Here is a 19,573-nt window from a genome sequence, read left to right on the forward strand (position 1 = left end):
ATCGTCCGTGCCCGGGGGGCTGCCGTCAGTCCAGGTTCGGCGCGTGTTCCCAGCGCGGCCCGTAGCCGGCGATCCGGATGACCCGCTCCTCGTCGTCGTCATCGGCGGAGAAGTCCAGGGCGGCGTCACCGCCCCCGGGCACGCCGTGACCGCCGACGGCACGCAGCAGGACCACTTCGAGCCTGCTGTCGGCCAGGTGCTCCACGAGCCCGCGTCCCCACTCCACGACGGTGACCGCACGGTCCATGGTGGACTCGAGGTCGATGTCGTCGATCTCCCCCTCGGATCCCAGGCGGTAGGCGTCGACGTGCACCAGGTCGGGGCCGTCACCGAGGTTCGGGTGCTGGCGGACCAGGACGAAGGTGGGTGAAATGATGCCGGGCCGCACCCCCAGTCCCCTGCCCAGCCCCTGGGTGAAGGTGGTCTTGCCGGCGCCGAGCTCACCGGTGAGCAGGAGCAGGTCTCCACGCCCGAGGACACCGGCGAGGCGTTCGGCGAAGTCGCGCGTCGCCTCCGCCCCGGCTGTCCGGTACTCCCGTTCCCACGCCGGGAACCCTCCGCCCGTCACCGGTTGCCCGCCGCGGCGGTGTCGGCTTCGGCCTGCTGCGGACCGTCCGTCTCGGGTGCGGGGGCGGCGGCGTCGGCGGCGGCGGCGTCGGCGTCCGGCCGGGCACCCTGCTCGCTGTCGATGTGCACGCGGGTCACCCGTGAGCCGATCCGGGTGATGATCTCGTAGTTGATGGTGCCGGCGGCTTCGGCCCACGCGTCGACGCTCGGATGGCCCGGCCCGCCGAACAGCACCGCCTCGCGGCCGATGAGGGTGCGTTCGGTGCCGGCGATGCCGGTGGCCCCCAGGTCGACGACCATCTGGTCCATGGCGATCCGTCCCACCACTTCGTGGACGGTGCCGTCGATGCTGACCACGCCGCCGGCGGCGGTGCGGGGAATGCCGTCGCCGTAGCCCACCGGGATCAGCGCCAGCGTGGTCGCCTCCGGTGTCCGGTAGCGGAAGCCGTAGGACACGCCCTGGCCGGCCGGCACCTCCTTGCAGTTGGCCACGGTGGTGGCCAGCGTCATCGCCGGGCGCAGCCCCAGTTCCGCCGAGGTCTGTCCCGGGAACGGCGACAGGCCGTAGAGGCCCAGCCCCACGCGGACCAGGTCAAAGTGGGTGTCGGGCCGCGCCAGGACGGCGGGGGTGTTGGCGATGTGGCGCACCTCCACGTCCACCCCGGCGTCCTCCGCCACCGCGACGGCGGTGCGGAACGCGTCCAGCTGTTCATCGGTCTCGGGCCGGTCCGGTTCGTCCGCCACGGCGAAGTGGGAGAAGATCCCGACGACGCGCAGCAGCCCCTCTTCCTGGTAGGCCAGGGCGCGGCCCACGAAGGCCTCCCACAGGTCGGGCGGGCAGCCGTTGCGGCCCAGTCCGGTGTCGATCTTCAGATGCACCCGGGCCGGCATTTCCAGCGAGCGGGCGGCCGCCACCACGGACTCCAGCTCCCATCCGGAGATGCCGAGGTCAATGTCCGCGCTGATGCCGGCGGAGAAGTCGCTCTCGACGGTGTGCAGCCAGGCGAGGACGGGAGCGGTGATGCCGGCGCTGCGCAGCTCCAGGGCCTCGGAGATGTGCGCGGTGCCCAGCCAGGCTGCGCCGGCGGCCAGCGCGGCCTGCGCCACGGGTACCGCCCCGTGCCCGTAGGCGTCGGCCTTCACCACCGCCATGATGCGGGCAGGGCTGGCGATCTCGGCGAAACGGGCCACGTTGTGCCGGATCGCGGCCAGGTCGACAATGGCCCGGCGTTCGGAAGCGGGAGCGGTTTCCAGGTAGTTCACGCCCTCCATTGTTCCACCCGCCGCCGGGCTATTCGCCCGGACCGGCCGCTTCCGGCGCGAGCGGACGGTACATGATGTGCAGTCCGGTGAGGCCTTGGGTCGGATGCCGGAAGGCTTCGGGCACGGTGGCCAGGATGGAAAAGCCCAGCGACTGCCAGAGCGCGACCGCGCGCCGGTTGGCCTCGACCACGGCATTGAACTGCATCGCCCGGTACCCCTGGGCCCGGGCCTCGGCGAGGACATGGCCGGCCAGCCTGCGGGCGACGCCGCGGCCGCCGTGGGCGGGGTGCGTCATGAAGGAGGCGTTGGCCACGTGGTCGCCGGGTCCGGACCGGTTGGGGTGCAGCAGGGCGGTACCCACCACCGTTCCGTCCCCGTCCACCGCGACGTACACCGCCGCGGGGGCCGGCTCCATCCATTCCCCGCGGGCGGTGTCCTCATCCATGTCCCGGTCCCAGCAGTAGGTCTCCCCCGCGCGGACGATCGGTTCCATCACGGCCCAGATCCCGGGCCAGTCGCCGTCGACGGCGCGGCGCACCTGCGCAGTGTCCGGCTGCGGATGCGCCGCGGCGGTCATGCCTCGAGGGCCTTCGCCCACAGGTTGATGCCGGCGTCGACGGCGTGCTCGTCGATGCGGCGCAGTTCCTCGTCGCTGAACTGCAGCTTCTGCACGGCGGCGAGGCTGTCCTCCAGCTGCCGCACCGAGGATGCCCCGATCAGCGCTGACGTGACCTGCCCGCCGCCGGCCTGGGGGCGCAGCACCCAGGCGATGGCCATCTGCGCCAGGGTCTGGCCCCGCGACTCGGCGATCTCGTTGAGCGCACGCACCCGGGCGAGGTTCTCATCGGTGATCATGCCGGGGTCCAGCGACTTTCCGGCGGACGCCCGGGAGCCTTCCGGCACACCGTTCAGGTACCTGCCGGTGAGCAGGCCCTGGGCCAGCGGCGAGAACGCGATCGATCCGGCGCCCGCCTCGTCCAGTGCGGCGAAGAGGTTGGGATCGCCCTGCTCCACCCAGCGGTTGAACATCGAGTAGGAGGGCTGGTGGATCAGCAGCGGGGTGCCCAACCCGCGCAGGATCCGCGCCGCTTCCAGGGTCTTTTCCGGTGAGTAGGAGGAGATGCCGGCGTAGAGCGCCCGCCCGGACCGCACGGCCGTGTCCAGCGCACCCATGGTCTCCTCCAGCGGGGTGTTCGGGTCCGGCCGGTGGCTGTAGAAGATGTCGACGTAGTCCAGGCCCATCCGTTCCAGTGACTGGTCCAGGCTGGAGAGCAGGTACTTGCGCGAGCCCCAGTTGCCGTACGGCCCGGGCCACATGTCGTAACCGGCCTTCGTGGAAATCACCAGCTGGTCCCGGTACGGGCGGAAATCGTCGCGCAGGTGCCGGCCGAAGTTCGTCTCGGCGGAGCCGTAGGGCGGTCCGTAGTTGTTGGCCAGGTCGAAGTGGGTGACGCCCAGGTCGAAGGCCCGGCGCAGGATCTGCCGCTGGGTGTCGAACTCCCGGTCGTCGCCAAAGTTGTGCCAGAGGCCCAAGGAGACCGCGGGCAGCTGGAGCCCGCTGCGGCCCACCCGTCGATAGGGCATGGATTCATATCGGTTGTCGGCAGCAACATATGTCATGGGCCCTATCCTGCCACCGAAGCCCGCTCAGCGCGTGACCCCCTGCGCAGCGCCCGGAACGGAGTGTCAGCCTTCCTTCCCGCGCGGCGCGCCGACCGTGTTGCGGAGGGTGCCCAGCCCGTCAATGGAGATCTCCACTGTGTCGCCCGGGTGCAGGAACCGCGGCGGATCGAAGCCGATGCCTACCCCCTTCGGCGTGCCGGTGGCGATGAGGTCACCGGCCTCGAGGGTCATGCCGGCGCTGAGGACCTCGATCAGGGTGGGCACGTCGAAGATCAGATCCGCCGTGCTGGCGTCCTGCCGGACTTCCCCGTTGACCGTCGTGCGCAGCGCAAACGGTCCGTCTCCGCTCTCGCTGCGGTCCACCGCCCACGGACCCATCGGGCAGAAGGTGTCCAGGCTCTTGCCCAGGAACCACTGTTTATGGCTGCGCTGCAGGTCCCGGGCCGTGAAGTCGTTGATGATCGTGTAACCCCAGACGTGCCCGTAGGCCTCCTCCCGGGAAATGCCGGTGCCGCCCCTGCCGATGATGACGGCCAGCTCACCCTCGTAGTCCAGCTCCGAGGTGACTCCGGCGTGCGGATCAATCTCAGCGCCGGTGCCTATGACGGTGCCGGTCTCCTTGCTGAAGACCTCAACCGAGTCCGGCTGGTCGGAGCCGCCGGTGGTCGCGTCGTAGCCGGACTCGCTGAATTCCTGCGCGTGGTCGACGTAGTTGCGTCCGATCGCCAGGATGTTGCGGCGCGGCCTCGGTATCGGAGCCAGCAGCGTCACCTCGTCCAGCGGCAGGCCCTGCCCGTCGAACCGACCGGCCTGCAGCCGGGGCCCCAGGGCGTCCCAGTGCCCGATCACACCCAGAACGCTTGGATCGGCGCCGGCCGGCAGGTTGAGGGGATGGACCACAGCCGCTTCGGCGTCGAGGACGCCCGGCCCCTGGACGCCCTGATGTTCGAATGCCACGAATTTCATGTGCTCCTCCTGGGGAAAGGGTGCAGCCGCAATCGACGCTAGGCAGCGCCGGGCCGGGGAACAATGGCCTGCGCCTTGCCGAAAACTACTAAGCCTGCTTAGGTTTGTGGGGTCACCGCGTTATCCGACAGGAAGGACCACAATGAGCCAGCCGGCGCAGCAGCAGGACGTCCCCGGTATCCAGTCGAAAATGGAGCCGGTCCCCGACTGCGGTGAGCAGAGCTACCGCGGCTCCGGCAAGCTCAAGGGGAAGAAGGCCGTGATCACCGGCGCCGACAGCGGCATCGGCCGTGCGGTGGCGATTGCCTTCGCCCGTGAGGGTGCCGACGTGCTGATCTCCTACCTGAACGAGGACGACGACGCGCGCGACACCGCCCGCCTGGTCGAGGAGGCGGGGCAGAAGGCCGTCCTGGTGCCCGGCGACCTCGACACCGCCGCCCAGTGCCGCAGGGTCATCGACACCGCGGTGCAGGAATTCGGCCGCATCGACGTGCTGGTGCACAACGCCGCCTTCCAGATGGACCGGCCCACCCTGGAGGAGATCTCCGATGAGGAGTGGGAATACACCTTCAAGGTCAACATCAACGCGATGTTCTACCTGATCAAGGCAGCCCTGCCGCACATGGGGCCCGGGTCCTCGATCATCGGCGGCTCCTCCGTCAACTCGGACAACCCGGTGCCCACCCTGGCCCCGTACTCGGCCACGAAGGCGGCCATCGCCAACTTCTCCGCCAGCCTGGCGCAGCTGCTCGGCGAGCGCGGCATCCGGGTGAACAGCGTCGCGCCGGGCCCGATCTGGACTCCGCTGATCCCGTCCACGATGCCGCCCGAGAAGGTGGAGAGCTTCGGCTCCGACGTTCCGCTGGGCCGTCCCGGCCAGCCGGCCGAGCTCGCCCCGGCCTACGTCCTGCTGGCCTCCGACGACGGCAGCTACATGTCCGGTGCACGCATCGCCGTCACCGGCGGCAACCCGATCCTGTAGCGCCGCAGCTCCGGAGCCCGCCCCGCACCCGCGTCCGCCATCGCCTCTCCGCCCGTCCCGGGCATGAACAGGAGCCAGCCGTGAAGATCCGTGGATCAGTCGCCGTCGTGACGGGAGCCTCCGGCGGCATCGGCAGGGCCACGGCCCTCCGCCTGGCCGCCCGCGGGGCCGACGTCGTCCTGGCCGCGCGCCGCGGCGCGGCGCTGGAGGAGGTGGCGGCGCAGTGCCGCAGGCACGGGGTGCGAAGTCTTGCCGTGCCCACCGACGTTGCCGATGAGCGCGCCGTCCGTGCCCTGGCCGAGCGCGCCCGGGAGGAATTCGGCCGGATCGACGTCTGGATCAACAATGCCGCCGTCGGCTCCTTCGCGCCCTTCCTGCAGACACCCCTGGCTGATTTTCGGCGGGTCCTGGACGTCAACGTCATGGGGTATGTGTACGGCTGCCGGCAGGCCCTGGAACAGATGGGCGCCCAGGGGGCCGGCACGGTGATCAACGTGGCCTCGATCGTCGGTGAAGTGCCCCAGCCCTACACCGCGCCCTACTCCATGTCCAAGGCCGCGGTCCGGGCGCTGGGCGTCAGCCTCCGCTCGGAGCTGCGGCTGGCCCGGGCACGGAACATCCATGTCTGTACGGTCCTGCCGCCGACCATCGACACGCCGTTCTTCCAGCACGGCGCCAACTACAGCGGACGGCGTGCCCTGGCGATGCCGCCGGTATACACGGCCGACGCCGTCGCCCGGCAGATCGTCCGCCTGCTCCGCCGCCCCCGCCCGGAGGCGGTCGTGGGCCTCATCGGCCGTTCGCTGGTTGCGCAGCACCGGCTGATGCCGCGCCCCGTGGAGGCGTTCATGGCGGGGCAGGTGGACCGCGGACAGCTGTCCCGCCGGGAGCCGGCGGCGGCGTCGCCGGGATCGATCTACGAGCCCGCTGCCGCCGATGCCGTCGGCTCAATCGACGGCGGCTGGCATGGCCGGTCACGGACGGCCCGGCGCAACGCCCTGGCCGCCCTGCTGCCGGCGGCCGCCGTCGCTGCCGCAGCGGTGCGGCGGCAGCGACGAGGCTGACCGTAAGGGCGGTCCGTACGCTCTCCGGCGCTCAGTCTTCGCCGGCCAGGCGCAGCACGGCGGCCCCGTGCGGCGGCAGTCTGATGCCCTCGGCGGAGATTTCGGCAGGCGAGGTCTCCAGCAGGACCTCGCCGGCGCCCGGTCCCCCGGCGCCGGCCTCGACCGGCACGAGCCGTTCGGCGTCGGCGAAGTTGAGCACGATCCTCACCTCGCCCCGCCGGACCACCAGCCACCCCTGATCCTCGTCGTACCCGACGCCGGTGTGCCGCAGGTCCGGATCCGTCAGTTCGGGCAGGGAGCGCCGCAGCTGCAGAAGCCGGCGGTACAGATCCAGCAGCCGGGCGTGCTCGCCCTGCCCCGGTTCATTCCAGTCGAGCTTGGACCGGCGGAAGGTCTCCGGGTCCTGCGGGTTGGGCACCGCCTCCGGGTCCCAGCCCATCTTTTCGAATTCCTTGAGCCGGCCCTCGGCGGTGGCCCTGCCCAGTTCCGGCTCCGGGTGGGAGGTGAAGAACTGCCACGGGGTGGAGGCGCCGAACTCTTCGCCCATGAACAGCATGGGCGTGAAGGGGCCGGTCAGGTACAGCACCGCGCCGAGCGCGAGGCGGTCATATCCCAGCGCCGGGCTGAGCCGGTCTCCGGCCGCGCGGTTGCCAACCTGGTCGTGGTCCTGGATGAACGTCACCAGCTGGCGGGCTGTGTTCGCGTCCGGGTCCAGCGGCCGGCCGTGGCTGCGCTCCCGGAAGGAGGAGAAGGTGCCGTCGTGGTAGAACCCCTTCTCCAGCACCTTGGCCAGCGCGCCGAGGGAGTCGAAGTCGGCGTAGTAGCCGATGGTCTCCCCCGTGAGGTTGGCGTGGGCGGCGTGATGGAAGTCGTCCGACCACTGTCCGGCCAGCCCGTAGCCGCCCCGGTCGCGGCTGGTAATCAGGCGGGGGTCGTTCAGGTCGGACTCGGCGATCAGGAACAGCGGCTTGCCCAGGTCCGCGGCCAGCCGGTCGGTTTCGGCCGCCATCTCCTCGAGGATGTGCACGGCCCGTTCGTCGTGGAGCGCGTGCACGGCGTCCAGCCGCAGCCCGTCCACATGGTAGTCGCGGAACCACATGGCCACGTTGTCCAGGATGTAGCGGCGGACCTCGTCGGAGAGCGGTCCGTCCAGGTTGATCGAATCCCCCCAGGTGTTCGACTTTCCCTGGGAGAGGTAGGGGCCGAACATGGGCAGATAGTTGCCGCTCGGCCCGAGGTGGTTGTAGACGACGTCCTGGATGACGCCCAGCCCTGCCTGGTGCGCGGCGTCCACGAACCGCTGGTAGGCCTCCGGCCCGCCGTAGGTCTCCTGGACCGCGTACCAGAGGACGCCGTCGTAGCCCCAGTTGTGGGTGCCGTTGAAGGCGTTCACGGGCAGCAGTTCGATGTACTGCACGCCCAGGTCCCGCAGGTACGGCAGTTTCCCGGCTGCCGCATCCAGCGTGCCCTCGGGGGTGAAGGTGCCCACATGCAGCTCGTAGATGGCCTGCCCGTCCAGTCCCGGCGAGTGCCAGCCGCTGTCGTGCCACTGGTAGGCCGCCGGGTCGAAGGTGCGCGAGAGCCCGTGCACGCCCTCCGGCTGCCGCCGGGACCGCGGGTCCGGAACCGGCGTGTCGGCGCCGTTGATCAGGTAGCCGTAGTCGATGTCCTCGGTGAGCTGGGCGTGCTGGACATGCCACCAGCCGCCCTCGCCCCGGCTCATGGGCAGCCTGCGGCCGTCGGCCAGCAGCGTCATGGTGTCGGCGTCCGGAGCCCAGACCGTGAAGTCGGTGCGCATCAGTTGTCCTCCCGTACGAGCAGAGCGGCCGGATAGGTGCTGAACAGGTCCTGCACGGCGATGGTCCCGTCGGACTCGTGCAGTGCGCCCGTCACCACCTCGCGCCAGCTGCCGGCCGGCAGCTGCAGCACGGTGTCGCCCCAGCCGCCCGCTGCCGCCAGGCCGATCGGCAGCCGGGTGACGGCGGCGACCGCGCCGCCGCGGTCGAAGGCGAAGACGTGGCCGGCGGCCGGACCCCGGGCCGGCACGGCGGCGTAGCCGCTGAACAGTTCGGGCCTGGCCCGGCGCAGCTGGAGGACCCGGGAAGTCAGCAGCAGCTTGGCCCGCCCGTCGGGGCCGGGCGCCGGGGCCGCAGCGTGCGCCAGGGCGGCGAGGTCGCGGGCCCGCTCCGCGTAGTCCACCGGGCGCCGGTTGTCCGGGTCCACCAGCGAGCGGTCCCAGTACTCGGTGCCCTGGTAGACGTCGGGCACACCCGGCATCGCCAGCTGCAGCAGCTTCGCGGACAGGGAGTTGGACCAGCCGGCGGCGGTGATCCCCGCGTCCAGGCGTTCGAGTTCGCCGCGGACCCGCGGATCATCGAAAGCGGCGTCGACGGCGGCGTGCATGGCGTCTTCGAATGCCTGGTTGACGTCGGTCCAGGTGGTGGAGCTGCCGGCCTCCCGTGCGGCTTTCTCCGCATAGGCGTGGGCACGTTCGCGTGAAAGCGGCCAGGCTCCCAGCAGCGACTGCCAGAGCAGGTTGGCGAAGGGAGCGTCGGGGATCGGCGCCGCCTCCTGCAGCCGGGCGAAGGCGGCGGCCCAGTCGCCGGGCAGTTCGGACAGGACGTGGATCCGGGCGCGGGTGTCCTCGCTGCGCTTGGTGTCATGCGTGGTGAGCGTGGTCATCGCCGCCGGACGCTCGCGCTGCCGCCGGAGCAGCTCCAGGTGCAGGTCGAGGGGGTCCAGGGCGAACACGGACGGATCGGCGCCGACCTCGTTCAGGGAGACCAGCCGGCTGTACCGGTAGAACGCGGTGTCCTCCACGCCCTTGGCCATGACCATGCCGCTGGTCTGCTGGAATCGGACGGGCAGCTCCGGAAGCGGCCCGGTGTGTCCTTCGAGAGCGGGGTTCAGCAGCGGGTGCAGGACCTCCAGCGCCGCGGCCAGGTCCGGGCGGTGCACCATGGCCCGGTCCAAAGCCTCGGCAAGGTGCCCGGCGCCGTCGGGCAGGTAGCTGCGGTAGACCGGGAAGCAGGCGAGCAGCTCGGCGAGCGCGTCCGCAGCGGTTGCCGGGTCGAGGCCGGTGTCCGCCGGCAGCAGGCGAACCAGTCGCTGCACTTCCGAGTTCAGCATCCCGTCGGCGATGGCGCGCTTGGTGTCGTGGATCATCCGGCGGTAGTCCCGGGCGGGTGCGACGGCGGTCAGTGCCTGTTCCGCGGCGGGATCGACGAAAAGGCGGTCGACGGCGGCCAGGGCGTCATACCCGGTGGTTCCCGCCGTTTCCCAGCCGGCCGGCAGGGCCTCGCCGGGTTCGAGGATCTTCTCCACCAGGACGTAGGCGCCTCCGGTGAGCTTCTGCAGCTGCTCAAGGTAGCCGCCGGGATCGGCGAGTCCGTCGGGATGGTCGATCCGCAGCCCGTCCACCAGCCCGGCTTCGAACCAGCGGCGGACCTCGGCATGCGCCTGGTCGAAGACCTCGGGCTCCTCCACGCGGATGCCGGCGAGCGTGTTGACGCCGAAGAACCGCCGGTAGTTCAGTTCGCTGTCGGCCCGCCGCCAGCTGACCAGCTCGTAGTGCTGGCGGCCGTGCACCTCGCCCGCGTCGGCGCCGTCGTCGGCGGTTCCCTCTGCGACCGGAAAGACGTGGTCGTAGTAGCGCAGCGTGCCGTCGATGAGCTGGAGGTTCTCCAGCTCATCCTCTCCGTCGCCGAGCACGGGCAGGCGGATCCTGCCGTCGGCCGCGTCCCAGTCGACGTCGAAGGCGGCGGCATAGGGCGACCGGCGTCCCTCCCGCAGCAGCGACCACCACCACGTGTTGGCGCGCGGCGTCGCCACGCCCATGTGGTTGGGCACGATGTCCACCAGCACGCCCAGCCCTGCTGCGTGCGCGGCCTCGGACAGGGCGCGCAGTCCCTCGGCTCCGCCGCGGGCGGGGTCGACGGCCGACGGGTCAACGACGTCGTAGCCGTGGTCGGAGCCGGGCTCCGCGGTCAGGATCGGCGACAGGTAGATCCAGTCCGCGCCGAGGTCCGCCAGGTACGGCACCAGGGCGGCGGCGTCGTGGAGGGTGAAGGACGGCGTGATCTGCAGGCGGTAGGTGGAGACCGGTGCCCTCACGCCTCTCCCTCTTCCCCGGCGGCGTCCGCAGCTGCGGCTTCATCCGCCGCCGCGAGGACGGCGAGGGACGCGGCCACTGAGTGGTCGTGGTCCTCTTCCTCCTCGGGATGGGCCCGGAGGATGACCAGCGACTTGGCGGCAACGTTCAGCGGCTCATCCGGGGCGACCGTCTCCTCGGTCTCATACCCGCCGGCCGTGTCGATGACCCGGTCCCACAGCGGTCCGTATTCCTTGCCCGGCACGGTGAACTTCACCGTGTTGTCGTCGGCGTTGAAGTAGAGCAGGAAGTTCGCGTCGACGATCCGCTGGCCGCGCTCGTCGCGGCCGGGGATGCCCTGGCCGTTGAGGAAGACGCCGAGGGAGCGGCTGAGCTGGGCGTCCCAGTCCTCCGGTTCCATGGGGGTTCCGTCCTCGCGCAGCCAGGCGATGTCCGGCAGGACTTCGCCTTCACCGCGGCGCACCGGACGGCCGTCGAAGAAACGCCGGCGGCGGAAGGTGGGGTGCTCGGCGCGCAGCCGGTTCACGGCGGCGGTGAATTCCACCAGCGGGGTGTCCATGGCGTCCCAGTTGACCCAGGTGAGCTCGGAGTCCTGGGCGTACGTGTTGTTGTTGCCCTGCTGGGTGCGGCCGAGTTCATCGCCGTGCAGCAGCATGGGCACGCCCTGGGACAGGAGCAGGGTGGCGAGGAAGTTCCGCTGCTGCCGGGCCCGCAGCGAGAGGACCGTCGGGTCGTCGGTGGGGCCCTCGACGCCGCAGTTCCAGGAGCGGTTGTGGGACTCGCCGTCGTTGTTGTCCTCGCCGTTGGCCTCGTTGTGCTTCTCGTTGTAGGACACCAGGTCACGCAGGGTGAACCCGTCGTGCGCGGTGACGAAGTTGATCGACGCGACCGGGCGGCGGGCGGAGGACTCGTAGAGGTCCGCGGAGCCGGTGATTCGGGAGGCGAACTCGCCCAGGGTGGAGGGCTCGCCGCGCCAGAAGTCCCGCACGGTGTCGCGGAACTTGCCGTTCCATTCCGTCCACAGGGGCGGGAAGTTGCCGACCTGGTAGCCGCCGGGGCCGATGTCCCAGGGCTCGGCGATCAGCTTGACCTGGGAAACCACCGGATCCTGCTGGACGAGTTCGAAGAAGCTGGAGAGCCGGTCGACGTCGTAGAACTCGCGGGCCAGGGTCGAGGCGAGATCGAACCGGAACCCGTCCACGTGCATTTCGGTGACCCAGTAGCGCAGCGAGTCCATGATCAGCTGCAGCGAATGCGGGGTCCGCACGTTCAGCGAGTTTCCGGTGCCGGTGTAGTCCATGTAGTACCGCTGGTCGTCCTCGACCAGGCGGTAGTAGGACTTGTTGTCGATGCCGCGGAAGGACAGGGTCGGGCCCAGGTGGTTGCCCTCGGCGGTGTGGTTGTAGACCACGTCGAGGATCACTTCGATTCCGGCCCGGTGCAGGGCGCGGACCATGGCCTTGAACTCCTGCACCTGCTGTCCGGCGTCGCCGGTGGCGCTGTACTTGTTGTGCGGGGCGAAGAAGCCGATGGTGTTGTAGCCCCAGTAATTGGACAGGCCCTTCTCCTGCAGCGTGGAGTCGTTGACGAACTGGTGCACGGGCATCAGTTCGATGGCCGTGACGCCGAGTTTCTGCAGGTGTTCAATGACGGCCGGGTGGGCGATGCCGGCGTAGGTGCCGCGCTCGGCCTCGGGGACCTCGGGGTGCAGCATGGTCAGGCCCTTGACGTGGGCCTCGTAAATGACGGACTTGTGGTACGGAATGCGCGGCAGCCGGTCTCCGTCCCAGTCGAAGAAGGGATTGACGACGACGCCGAGCATCATGTGGGCCGCGGAGTCCTCGTCGTTGCGGGAATCCTCGTCGCCGAAGTTGTAGCCGAACAGGGCCTGGTCCCAGTCGATTTCCCCGGAGACGGCCTTGGCGTAGGGGTCCAGCAGCAGCTTGTTCGGGTTGCACCGGCAGCCATTGGCGGGGTCGTAGGGCCCGTCCACCCGGAAGCCGTACTTCTGCCCCGGAATGACGTTGGGCAGGTAGCAGTGCCAGACGTAGCCGTCGACCTCGTGCAGGCGGATCCGCTCCTCCTTGCCGTCGTCGTCGAACAGGCAGAGGGTTACTGATTCGGCAACCTCGCTGTAGAGGGCGAAGTTGGTGCCGTGCCCGTCGTACGTCGCGCCCAAAGGATAGGCGTCACCCGGCCAAACTTCCATCTGTGCTCCTGACGTCGGTGGTGTGCAGGACAAACTTAGTATGCCTGCTTAGTTTCACACCTTACCCCGGCCGGAGACGCCCCCGGTGGTGAGCTCGCCCACCACCGAACGGATCTCCGCCGGCAGTTTCGACGGCTCCACGGGACCCCGCTCGGCGGCCCGGGATCCCGCCAGCCCGTGCAGGCTGGCGGCGGCCGCGGCCATGCGGGCGTAGTGGCCCGGAGCCCGTTGGTCCGGCGCGGTGTGATCGGTGGCCAGCAGGGCTCCGAGGATGCCTGCGAGGGTGTCCCCGCTGCCGGCGGCGGCGAGCCCGGCGGTGGCCTCGGCCTGGCTGTAGGCGGTGCCGTCCGGGCCGACCGCGAGGGTGGCCCAGCCTTTCAGCAGCACGGTGGCTCCGGTCAGCCGGGCCGCCCGCCGGGCCCAGGACAGCGGATCCGCCTCGACCCGGGCACGGTCCACCGGCTCGCCCAGGGCGCCGAGCAGGCGGGCAAGTTCCCCGGCGTGCGGGGTGAGTATGGTCTCCGCGCCCAGGCCCGGATGCACCTCGGAGAGCGCATCGGCGTCGATGGCGGCGGGCAGGTCCGTGGCCATGGCTGCGCGGGCGCGCAGGCGCTGCTCCTCGTCGGTGCCGGCGCCCGGGCCGGCCAGCCAGGCCTGGACGTGGGTCTCCTCCACGCGGTCCCGGCTGCAGACCGCCTCAGGGTGCGCGATGTTGATCAGCCGGGCGACGTCGGGCGCGCCGAGGTAGCGGACCATCCCGACGCCGGTGGCCAGGGCGGCGCCGACGGCCAGCACGGCGGCTCCGGGATAAGTGGCCGAGCCTGCGGCGACACCGAGGACGCCGCGGGTGTACTTGTGGTCCGTGGCGCGGGGCCGGTAGATGGCCGCGGCGACGTCGGCGGCTTCCAGCCGGCGCAGCTCCGGCTCCCCCCGATGCGGGCCGAGGCCGATGTCGACGCACTCGACGCTTCCGGCCGCGGCGGCACCGGGGCCGGCCATCAGCCCGGTCTTCCACGCGCCGAAGGTCACGGTGGCATCGGCCCGGACATGCGGGCCCGCAGCGGCTCCGGTGTCTGCGTCGATGCCGCTGGGAAGGTCCGCGGCCAGGAGAAAGGGACCCTGCCCCGGGGTCTCGCGGGCCGGAACGAGGGCCTCTGCGAGCTCGGCCGCCGGCCCGCGAAGCCCGCCCCTGCCTCCGGTGCCTAGAAGTCCGTCGACCACCAGGTCGGCGGCACGGCAGAGCCCGGCGGCGCTCCGTGCATCCGTAACGGTCCGAACGGTGCCGCCACACCGGACCAGCTCCGCCAACGCTTCGGGATGGGCGCGGTCCGCGAAGAGCAGCGCGGTCACTGAGGCGCCGCGGGCAGCCAGCCGGGCACCGGCATACAGTGCGTCTCCGCCGTTGTTGCCGACTCCGGCCAGGATGACGACGCGCGAACCGTAGATCCGACCTCCGCGGCGCAGCTGCCGGGCGGCGGCTGCGTAGAGGCCGTAGGCTGCCCGCTGCATCAGTTCGGGCCCCAGGCCGCGGCGCAGCAGCGGCTCCTCGGCGGCACGGACGGCGGTTCCGGAGTAGGCGCTGATCATGCCGACCAGCCTAGTCCTGTCCCCCGGTTCAGTCTTCGGCGACCACCATCGCGGTGGCGACGTCGCCGTCGTGGCTGAGCGAGAGGTGCCAGCGCCGCACGCCGCGCTCCTCCGCGGCCGCAGCGACGGTTCCGCTGGCCTGCACGAAGGGGGCGCCGGCGCTGTCGATGCCGATCTGGCAGTCCTGCCAGTTCATCCCGGCCGGCGCGCCGAGCGCCTTCGCGACCGCTTCCTTCGCGGCGAACCTGGCCGCCAGGGAACGCAGGTTCAGCTCCCGCTCCGCGGGGGTGAACAGCCGGGCGCGCAGCCCGGGCGTGCGTTCCAGCTGGCGGCCGAACCGCGGCACGTCGACGACGTCGACGCCGATCCCGACGATCACCGGGCTACTCGACGGTGACGGACTTGGCCAGGTTGCGCGGCTGGTCGACGTCGTATCCCTTCGCCGTGGCGAGCGCGCAGGCGAAGATCTGCAGCGGGACGACGGTGAGCAGCGGCGCGAGCAGCGGCGCGGCCTCCGGCACGTAGAACACATGCTCCGCGTAGTCCTTGACGGCATCGTCGCCCTCTTCGGCGATCACAATGGTGCGGGCGCCGCGGGCGCGGATCTCCTGGATGTTGGAGACGACCTTGGCGTGCAGCGAGTTCCGGCCGCGCGGGGACGGGACCACCACGAACACCGGCTGCCCCTCCTCGATCAGGGCGATCGGGCCGTGCTTGAGCTCGCCGGCGGCGAAGCCCTCGGCGTGGATGTACGCGAGCTCCTTGAGCTTCAGCGCGCCCTCCATGGCGATCGGGAAGCCCACGTGGCGGCCCAGGAACAGCACCGAGCGGGTGTCGGCCATCATTTCGGCGAGTTCGCGGACCTGGCCGGAGCCGTCGAGGACCTGCTGGATCTTGCCGGGGATGGCGGCAAGGTCCGCCAGGATGTCCTTGATTTCGCCCTGGAACTTGTTGCCGCGCAGCTGGGCCAGGTACAGGCCGAGCAGGTAGGCGGCGGTGATCTGCGCCAGGAACGCCTTGGTGGAGGCCACGGCAATTTCCGGGCCGGCGTGGGTGTAGAGCACCGCATCGGATTCGCGCGGAATGGTGGAGCCGTGCGTGTTGCAGATGGCCAGGACCTTCGCGCCCTGCTCCTTGGCGTATCGGACCGCCATCAGGGTGTCCATGGTTTCGCCGGACTGGCTGATGGCCACGATCAGCGTGTTGGCGTCCACGATCGGGTCGCGGTAGCGGAACTCGTGGCTGAGCTCGACCTCGACCGGGATCCTGCACCAGTGCTCGATGGTGTACTTGGCGACCTGGCCGGCGTAGGCGGAGGTGCCGCAGGCAAGGACCATGATCTTATTGATCGACTTCAGCGCCTCGGGATCGACGCGCAGCTCATCGAGCGTGAGGCGTCCCTCGGAGTCGGAACGGCCGAGCAGGGTGTCGCCCACGGCCTGCGGCTGGTCGTTGATCTCCTTCTCCATGAAGGAGCCGTAGCCGCCCTTTTCCGCAGCCTTGGCATCCCAGTTCACCTCGAACTCGGTGCCTTCGGCGGGCTCGCCGAAGAAGTCGGTGATGTCCATCGTCTCGGGGGTGATGGTGACGATCTGGTCCTGGCCGAGCTCGACGGCGCGCCGGGTGAAGTCGATAAAGCCGGAAACATCGGAGCCGAGGAAGTTCTCGTTCTCGCCGAGCCCGACGACGAGCGGCGAGTTCCGGCGGGCGGCGACGACCATGTCCGGGGCGTCGGCGTGGACGGCGAGGAGGGTGAAGGCACCCTCGAGGCGCTGGCAGGCCAGCTGCATGGCCCGGCGCAGGTCTCCCCCGGCCTCGCCGCGGAAGAGGGTGCCGAGCAGCACGGCTGCAACTTCGGTGTCGGTTTCGCTGAGGAACTCCGCGCCGGCCTGCAGCAGCTCCGCCTTGATCTCGGCGAAGTTCTCGATGATGCCGTTGTGGATCACGGCCAGGCGTCCGCCGTCGGCCAGGTGCGGGTGGGCGTTCTCGTCGGTCGGGCCGCCGTGGGTGGCCCAGCGGGTGTGGCCGATGCCGGTGGCCGCTGCGGGCAGCGGGTCCGCTTCCAGGACCGCCGCCAGGTTCGCCAGCTTGCCGGACTTCTTGCGGCTCTGGACGCCGTCTTCGGTCAGGACGGCGACGCCGGCGGAGTCATAGCCGCGGTATTCAAGCCGCCGCAGCCCCTCCATGACGACGTCGAGGGCACTGTGGGAGCCGGCTTCGCGCAGCTCCGCTGCCGCGCCGGGGCGGCCGGTATATCCAACAATTCCACACATAGCCCTAAGCGTACCGGCAGCCGCGCCCGCCCCCGTGCACGGCAGGCCCGAGGGGTCACAACCGCAGCGTTTCCTGTGCTCCCGATATGTTTGACGCGTGTTTGGGATTGACGGGCCCGGCAGGGCAGAATGCACAGAGTGAGTGAACCATTGCCCCGGCCGCTGCCGTCCAACGGGTCTGAGGGCAACTTCACACCCTTTGTCGAGCTCGACAGGAGCACCTGGGCGCGGCTTGCGAACGAGATCAAGTCCCCGCTGAGCCAGGAGGACATTGTCCGGCTGCGGGGCATCGGCGACGAGCTCAGCCTCGAGGAGATCCGCGAGGTCTACCTGCCGCTCTCCCGCCTGCTGAACCTTTACGTCGCGGCGGCCGGCGAACTGCACAATGCCACCACCACCTTCCTGGGCGAGAAGACCAGCCGCACGCCGTTCGTGATCGGCGTCGCCGGCTCGGTGGCTGTCGGGAAGTCCACGACGGCGCGCGTGCTGCGGGAGATGCTGCGGCGCTGGCCGGAAACCCCCAACGTCGAGCTGGTCACCACCGACGGTTTCCTCTACCCCAACGCCGAGCTGGAGCGCCGTGGCCTGATGCAGCGCAAGGGCTTTCCGGAGTCCTACGACCGCCGGGCGCTGCTGCGCTTCGTGAGCGCGGTCAAGAGCGGGGCCGACGAGGTCCGCGCCCCCAGGTACTCGCACCTGACCTACGACATTGTTCCCGGCGAGGAGATCGTCGTGCGCCGCCCCGACGTCCTCATTGTGGAGGGGCTGAACGTGCTGGCCCCGGCCCGGGTCCGCGCCGACGGGCGCGCCGGTCTCGCCCTGAGCGACTTCTTCGACTTCTCGATCTATGTGGACGCCCGCACCTCCTACATAGAGGAATGGTACGTGCGCAGGTTCCAGAAGCTGCGCAGCGGTGCCTTCGCCGATCCGGCGTCGTACTTCCACCGCTACGCCGATCTGAGCGACGAGGAAGCGCGCGAAACGGCGCTGGGGATCTGGAAGCGGATCAACGAGCCGAACCTTGTCACCAATGTGCTGCCCACCCGGGGACGGGCGCAGCTGGTCCTGTCCAAGGACGCGAACCATTCGGTGACCAGGATGCTCCTGCGCAAGACCTAGGCTGCCGGCCGGTACCGCCCGAAACCTCCGGGCCGCCCGGCCGGTACGCCTGCGGAGCGGAAGGGGTCCGCTTAGACCGCGGCGCCTTCGGTGGGCTTCAGCGACAGGTGGGTCTCCACCGTTTCGGCCAGCCGGCCTGCGACGGCCGACGCCGTGTCCATGTCCGCGGCCTCAACCATCACGCGGACCACGGGCTCGGTTCCGGAGGGGCGGAGCAGGACGCGCCCGGTCTCCCCCAGCTGCGCCTGCGCGGCTTCCACTGCTCGGCTGACGGCCTCATTGGTGCTGACGCCGGCCTTGTCGACGCCGCGCACGTTGATGAGGACCTGCGGCAGCTTGTTCATCACGGTGGCCAGCTGCTTCAGCGGCCGGCCGGTGCGGGCGACCTGGGCTGCCAGCTGGAGTCCGGTCAGGACGCCGTCGCCCGTGGTGGCGTACTCCGAGAAGATGACGTGGCCGGACTGCTCGCCGCCGAGGCTGTAGCCGCCTTCGCGCATCGCCTCGAGCACGTACCGGTCTCCGACGGCGGTTTCCCGCAGCGAAATGCCGGCTTCGCGCAGGGCGAGCTTGAGGCCCAGGTTGCTCATGACGGTGGCGACGAGGGCGTCGTCCTTCAGCTTTCCGGCGGCCTTGAAGGCGGTGGCCATGATGGCCATGATCTGGTCGCCGTCCACCACGTTGCCCTCGTGGTCGACGGCCAGGCAGCGGTCGGCGTCGCCGTCGTGGGCGATGCCCAGGTCCGCTCCGTGTTCCACCACGGCGGCCTGGAGCGGGCCCAGGTGCGTGGAGCCGTACCCGTCGTTGATGTTGATGCCGTCCGGATCGGCGCCGATCACCACGACCTGGGCGCCGGCGTCGGCGAAGACCTGCGGTGAGCAGCCGCTGGCGGCGCCGTGCGCGCAGTCCAGGACCACCTTGAGGCCGTCGAGCCGGTTCGGCAGGGTCTGCAGCAGATGGAGCACGTAGCGGTCTTCGGCGTCCGCGAAGCGGTTGATGCGGCCTACCTCGGCGCCGGTGGGACGCAGCGACGGCTGGCTCATCTCGAGTTCAATTTCGTCCTCGAGGGCGTCGTCGAGCTTCTGGCCGCCGCGGGCCAGGAACTTGATGCCGTTGTCCGGGGCGGCGTTGTGGCTGGCGGAGATCATCACGCCGAAGTCGGCGCCGAGGTCCGCCACCAGGAAGGCGGCAGCCGGGGTGGGCAGCACTCCGGCGTCGTGGACGTCGACGCCCGAGCTGGCGAGCCCGGCTTCCACCGCTGCCGAGATAAAGTCTCCGCTGATGCGCGGATCGCGTGCGACGACGGCGGTGGGGCGGCGGCCGTCGGAGCGCCGGTGGCCGAGGACGACGGCGGCGGCCTGGGCCAGGCTGAGCGCCACCTCCGCGGTAATCAGGCCGTTCGCGAGGCCCCGCACGCCGTCTGTTCCAAACAATCTGCTCATCGCACACAATCCTAAGACACGCTTTTTCACCTCAATGAGGGGCCGCAGGCGGCAGGCTTACCGGGCTATTCTGCCACCGGTATACCCCCGATCGTGAAATCGAAGGCCCGCAGCGGGCCCGCGGGGCAGGTGATTTCCCTCCCGCGCAGGGCATCAGGGCAGTCGGGGCGCGCTGAATCCGGCACCTGTGTCTGTATGTACCTCATGTACCTCCGGTTCGGATTACCTCCACTTCGTTTCACTTCCTCCGGCCTGAAGCGGAGGCTACGGACAATACGGAGGGGAACGCTGCGAAGTGGAGGGTGGCAACCCGAAGCGGAGGGCAAGGCCGCTGTGCGGGGACGGCCGGCCACGTGCCCACCGGACGGAC

At 70.3% G+C, this 19,573-nt stretch carries 15 protein-coding genes; 3 read left to right on the forward strand and 12 right to left on the reverse strand.

Features of this window, described 5'->3' with window-relative positions; translation table 11 throughout:
• Positions 1-25: 25 nt before the first annotated feature.
• The 5 genes from tsaE to AC5RV6_RS01815 all read right to left on the reverse strand — a co-directional run bounded on the left by tsaE (position 26) and on the right by AC5RV6_RS01815 (position 4,419).
• Positions 26-568, reverse strand: coding sequence for a tRNA (adenosine(37)-N6)-threonylcarbamoyltransferase complex ATPase subunit type 1 TsaE (gene tsaE, locus AC5RV6_RS01795; protein ID WP_494005573.1), 543 nt, complete (start codon positions 566-568; stop codon positions 26-28).
• Positions 565-1,839 (reverse strand): alanine racemase, encoded by a 1,275-nt coding sequence (alr, locus tag AC5RV6_RS01800; protein WP_494005574.1) that lies wholly within the window; start codon positions 1,837-1,839, stop codon positions 565-567. The genes tsaE and alr overlap by 4 nt, the downstream gene beginning before the upstream one ends.
• A 19-nt stretch (positions 1,840-1,858) precedes the next feature.
• Positions 1,859-2,407, reverse strand: coding sequence for a GNAT family N-acetyltransferase (locus tag AC5RV6_RS01805; RefSeq protein ID WP_494005575.1), 549 nt, complete (start codon positions 2,405-2,407; stop codon positions 1,859-1,861).
• On the reverse strand, positions 2,404-3,450 hold the full coding sequence (mgrA, locus tag AC5RV6_RS01810) for an L-glyceraldehyde 3-phosphate reductase (protein ID WP_494005576.1): 1,047 nt from the start codon (positions 3,448-3,450) through the stop codon (positions 2,404-2,406). Before mgrA ends, AC5RV6_RS01805 begins: the two co-directional genes overlap by 4 nt.
• Before the next feature lie 66 nt (positions 3,451-3,516).
• Positions 3,517-4,419: a fumarylacetoacetate hydrolase family protein gene (locus AC5RV6_RS01815; protein ID WP_494005577.1), complete on the reverse strand. Its 903-nt coding sequence runs from the start codon at positions 4,417-4,419 to the stop codon at positions 3,517-3,519.
• Between the two features lie 142 nt (positions 4,420-4,561).
• On the opposite strand from AC5RV6_RS01815, the gene AC5RV6_RS01820 reads away from it, so the two are divergent.
• The gene (locus AC5RV6_RS01820; protein ID WP_494005578.1) at positions 4,562-5,401 is read left to right on the forward strand and encodes an SDR family oxidoreductase; all 840 of its coding nucleotides are present in this window, start codon (positions 4,562-4,564) and stop codon (positions 5,399-5,401) included.
• Between the two features lie 80 nt (positions 5,402-5,481).
• Positions 5,482-6,465 carry an SDR family NAD(P)-dependent oxidoreductase gene (locus AC5RV6_RS01825; RefSeq protein ID WP_494005579.1) on the forward strand — a complete coding sequence of 328 codons (984 nt, stop codon included), beginning with the start codon at positions 5,482-5,484 and terminating at the stop codon, positions 6,463-6,465.
• 31 nt (positions 6,466-6,496) lie between these two features.
• Here AC5RV6_RS01825 and treZ read toward each other — a convergent pair whose 3' ends face one another.
• The 6 genes from treZ to glmS are packed head-to-tail and all read right to left on the reverse strand — an operon-like array spanning position 6,497 to position 16,645.
• Positions 6,497-8,263, reverse strand: a complete 1,767-nt coding sequence (gene treZ, locus AC5RV6_RS01830) for a malto-oligosyltrehalose trehalohydrolase (protein WP_494005580.1) — start codon at positions 8,261-8,263, stop codon at positions 6,497-6,499.
• Positions 8,263-10,578: a malto-oligosyltrehalose synthase gene (gene treY / locus AC5RV6_RS01835; RefSeq protein ID WP_494005581.1), complete on the reverse strand. Its 2,316-nt coding sequence runs from the start codon at positions 10,576-10,578 to the stop codon at positions 8,263-8,265. Before treY ends, treZ begins: the two co-directional genes overlap by 1 nt.
• Positions 10,575-12,785 (reverse strand): glycogen debranching protein GlgX, encoded by a 2,211-nt coding sequence (glgX, locus tag AC5RV6_RS01840; RefSeq protein WP_494005582.1) that lies wholly within the window; start codon positions 12,783-12,785, stop codon positions 10,575-10,577. The genes treY and glgX overlap by 4 nt, the downstream gene beginning before the upstream one ends.
• A gap of 54 nt (positions 12,786-12,839) precedes the next feature.
• Positions 12,840-14,372 carry an NAD(P)H-hydrate epimerase gene (locus AC5RV6_RS01845; RefSeq protein ID WP_494005583.1) on the reverse strand — a complete coding sequence of 511 codons (1,533 nt, stop codon included), beginning with the start codon at positions 14,370-14,372 and terminating at the stop codon, positions 12,840-12,842.
• Between the two features lie 28 nt (positions 14,373-14,400).
• Entirely contained in the window at positions 14,401-14,751 is a 351-nt protein-coding gene (locus AC5RV6_RS01850; RefSeq protein WP_494005584.1) for a holo-ACP synthase, read from the reverse strand.
• 4 nt (positions 14,752-14,755) lie between these two features.
• Positions 14,756-16,645 carry a glutamine--fructose-6-phosphate transaminase (isomerizing) gene (glmS, locus tag AC5RV6_RS01855; protein ID WP_494005585.1) on the reverse strand — a complete coding sequence of 630 codons (1,890 nt, stop codon included), beginning with the start codon at positions 16,643-16,645 and terminating at the stop codon, positions 14,756-14,758.
• Positions 16,646-16,774: 129 nt separating this feature from the next.
• Between glmS and coaA the strand changes: the two genes are divergently transcribed.
• Positions 16,775-17,764 carry a type I pantothenate kinase gene (gene coaA / locus AC5RV6_RS01860; RefSeq protein ID WP_494005586.1) on the forward strand — a complete coding sequence of 330 codons (990 nt, stop codon included), beginning with the start codon at positions 16,775-16,777 and terminating at the stop codon, positions 17,762-17,764.
• Between the two features lie 71 nt (positions 17,765-17,835).
• On the opposite strand, the gene glmM is transcribed toward coaA, so the two are convergent.
• Positions 17,836-19,203, reverse strand: coding sequence for a phosphoglucosamine mutase (gene glmM / locus AC5RV6_RS01865; RefSeq protein ID WP_494005587.1), 1,368 nt, complete (start codon positions 19,201-19,203; stop codon positions 17,836-17,838).
• Positions 19,204-19,573: the final 370 nt, after the last annotated feature.

The organism is Arthrobacter saudimassiliensis (assembly GCF_059090665.1).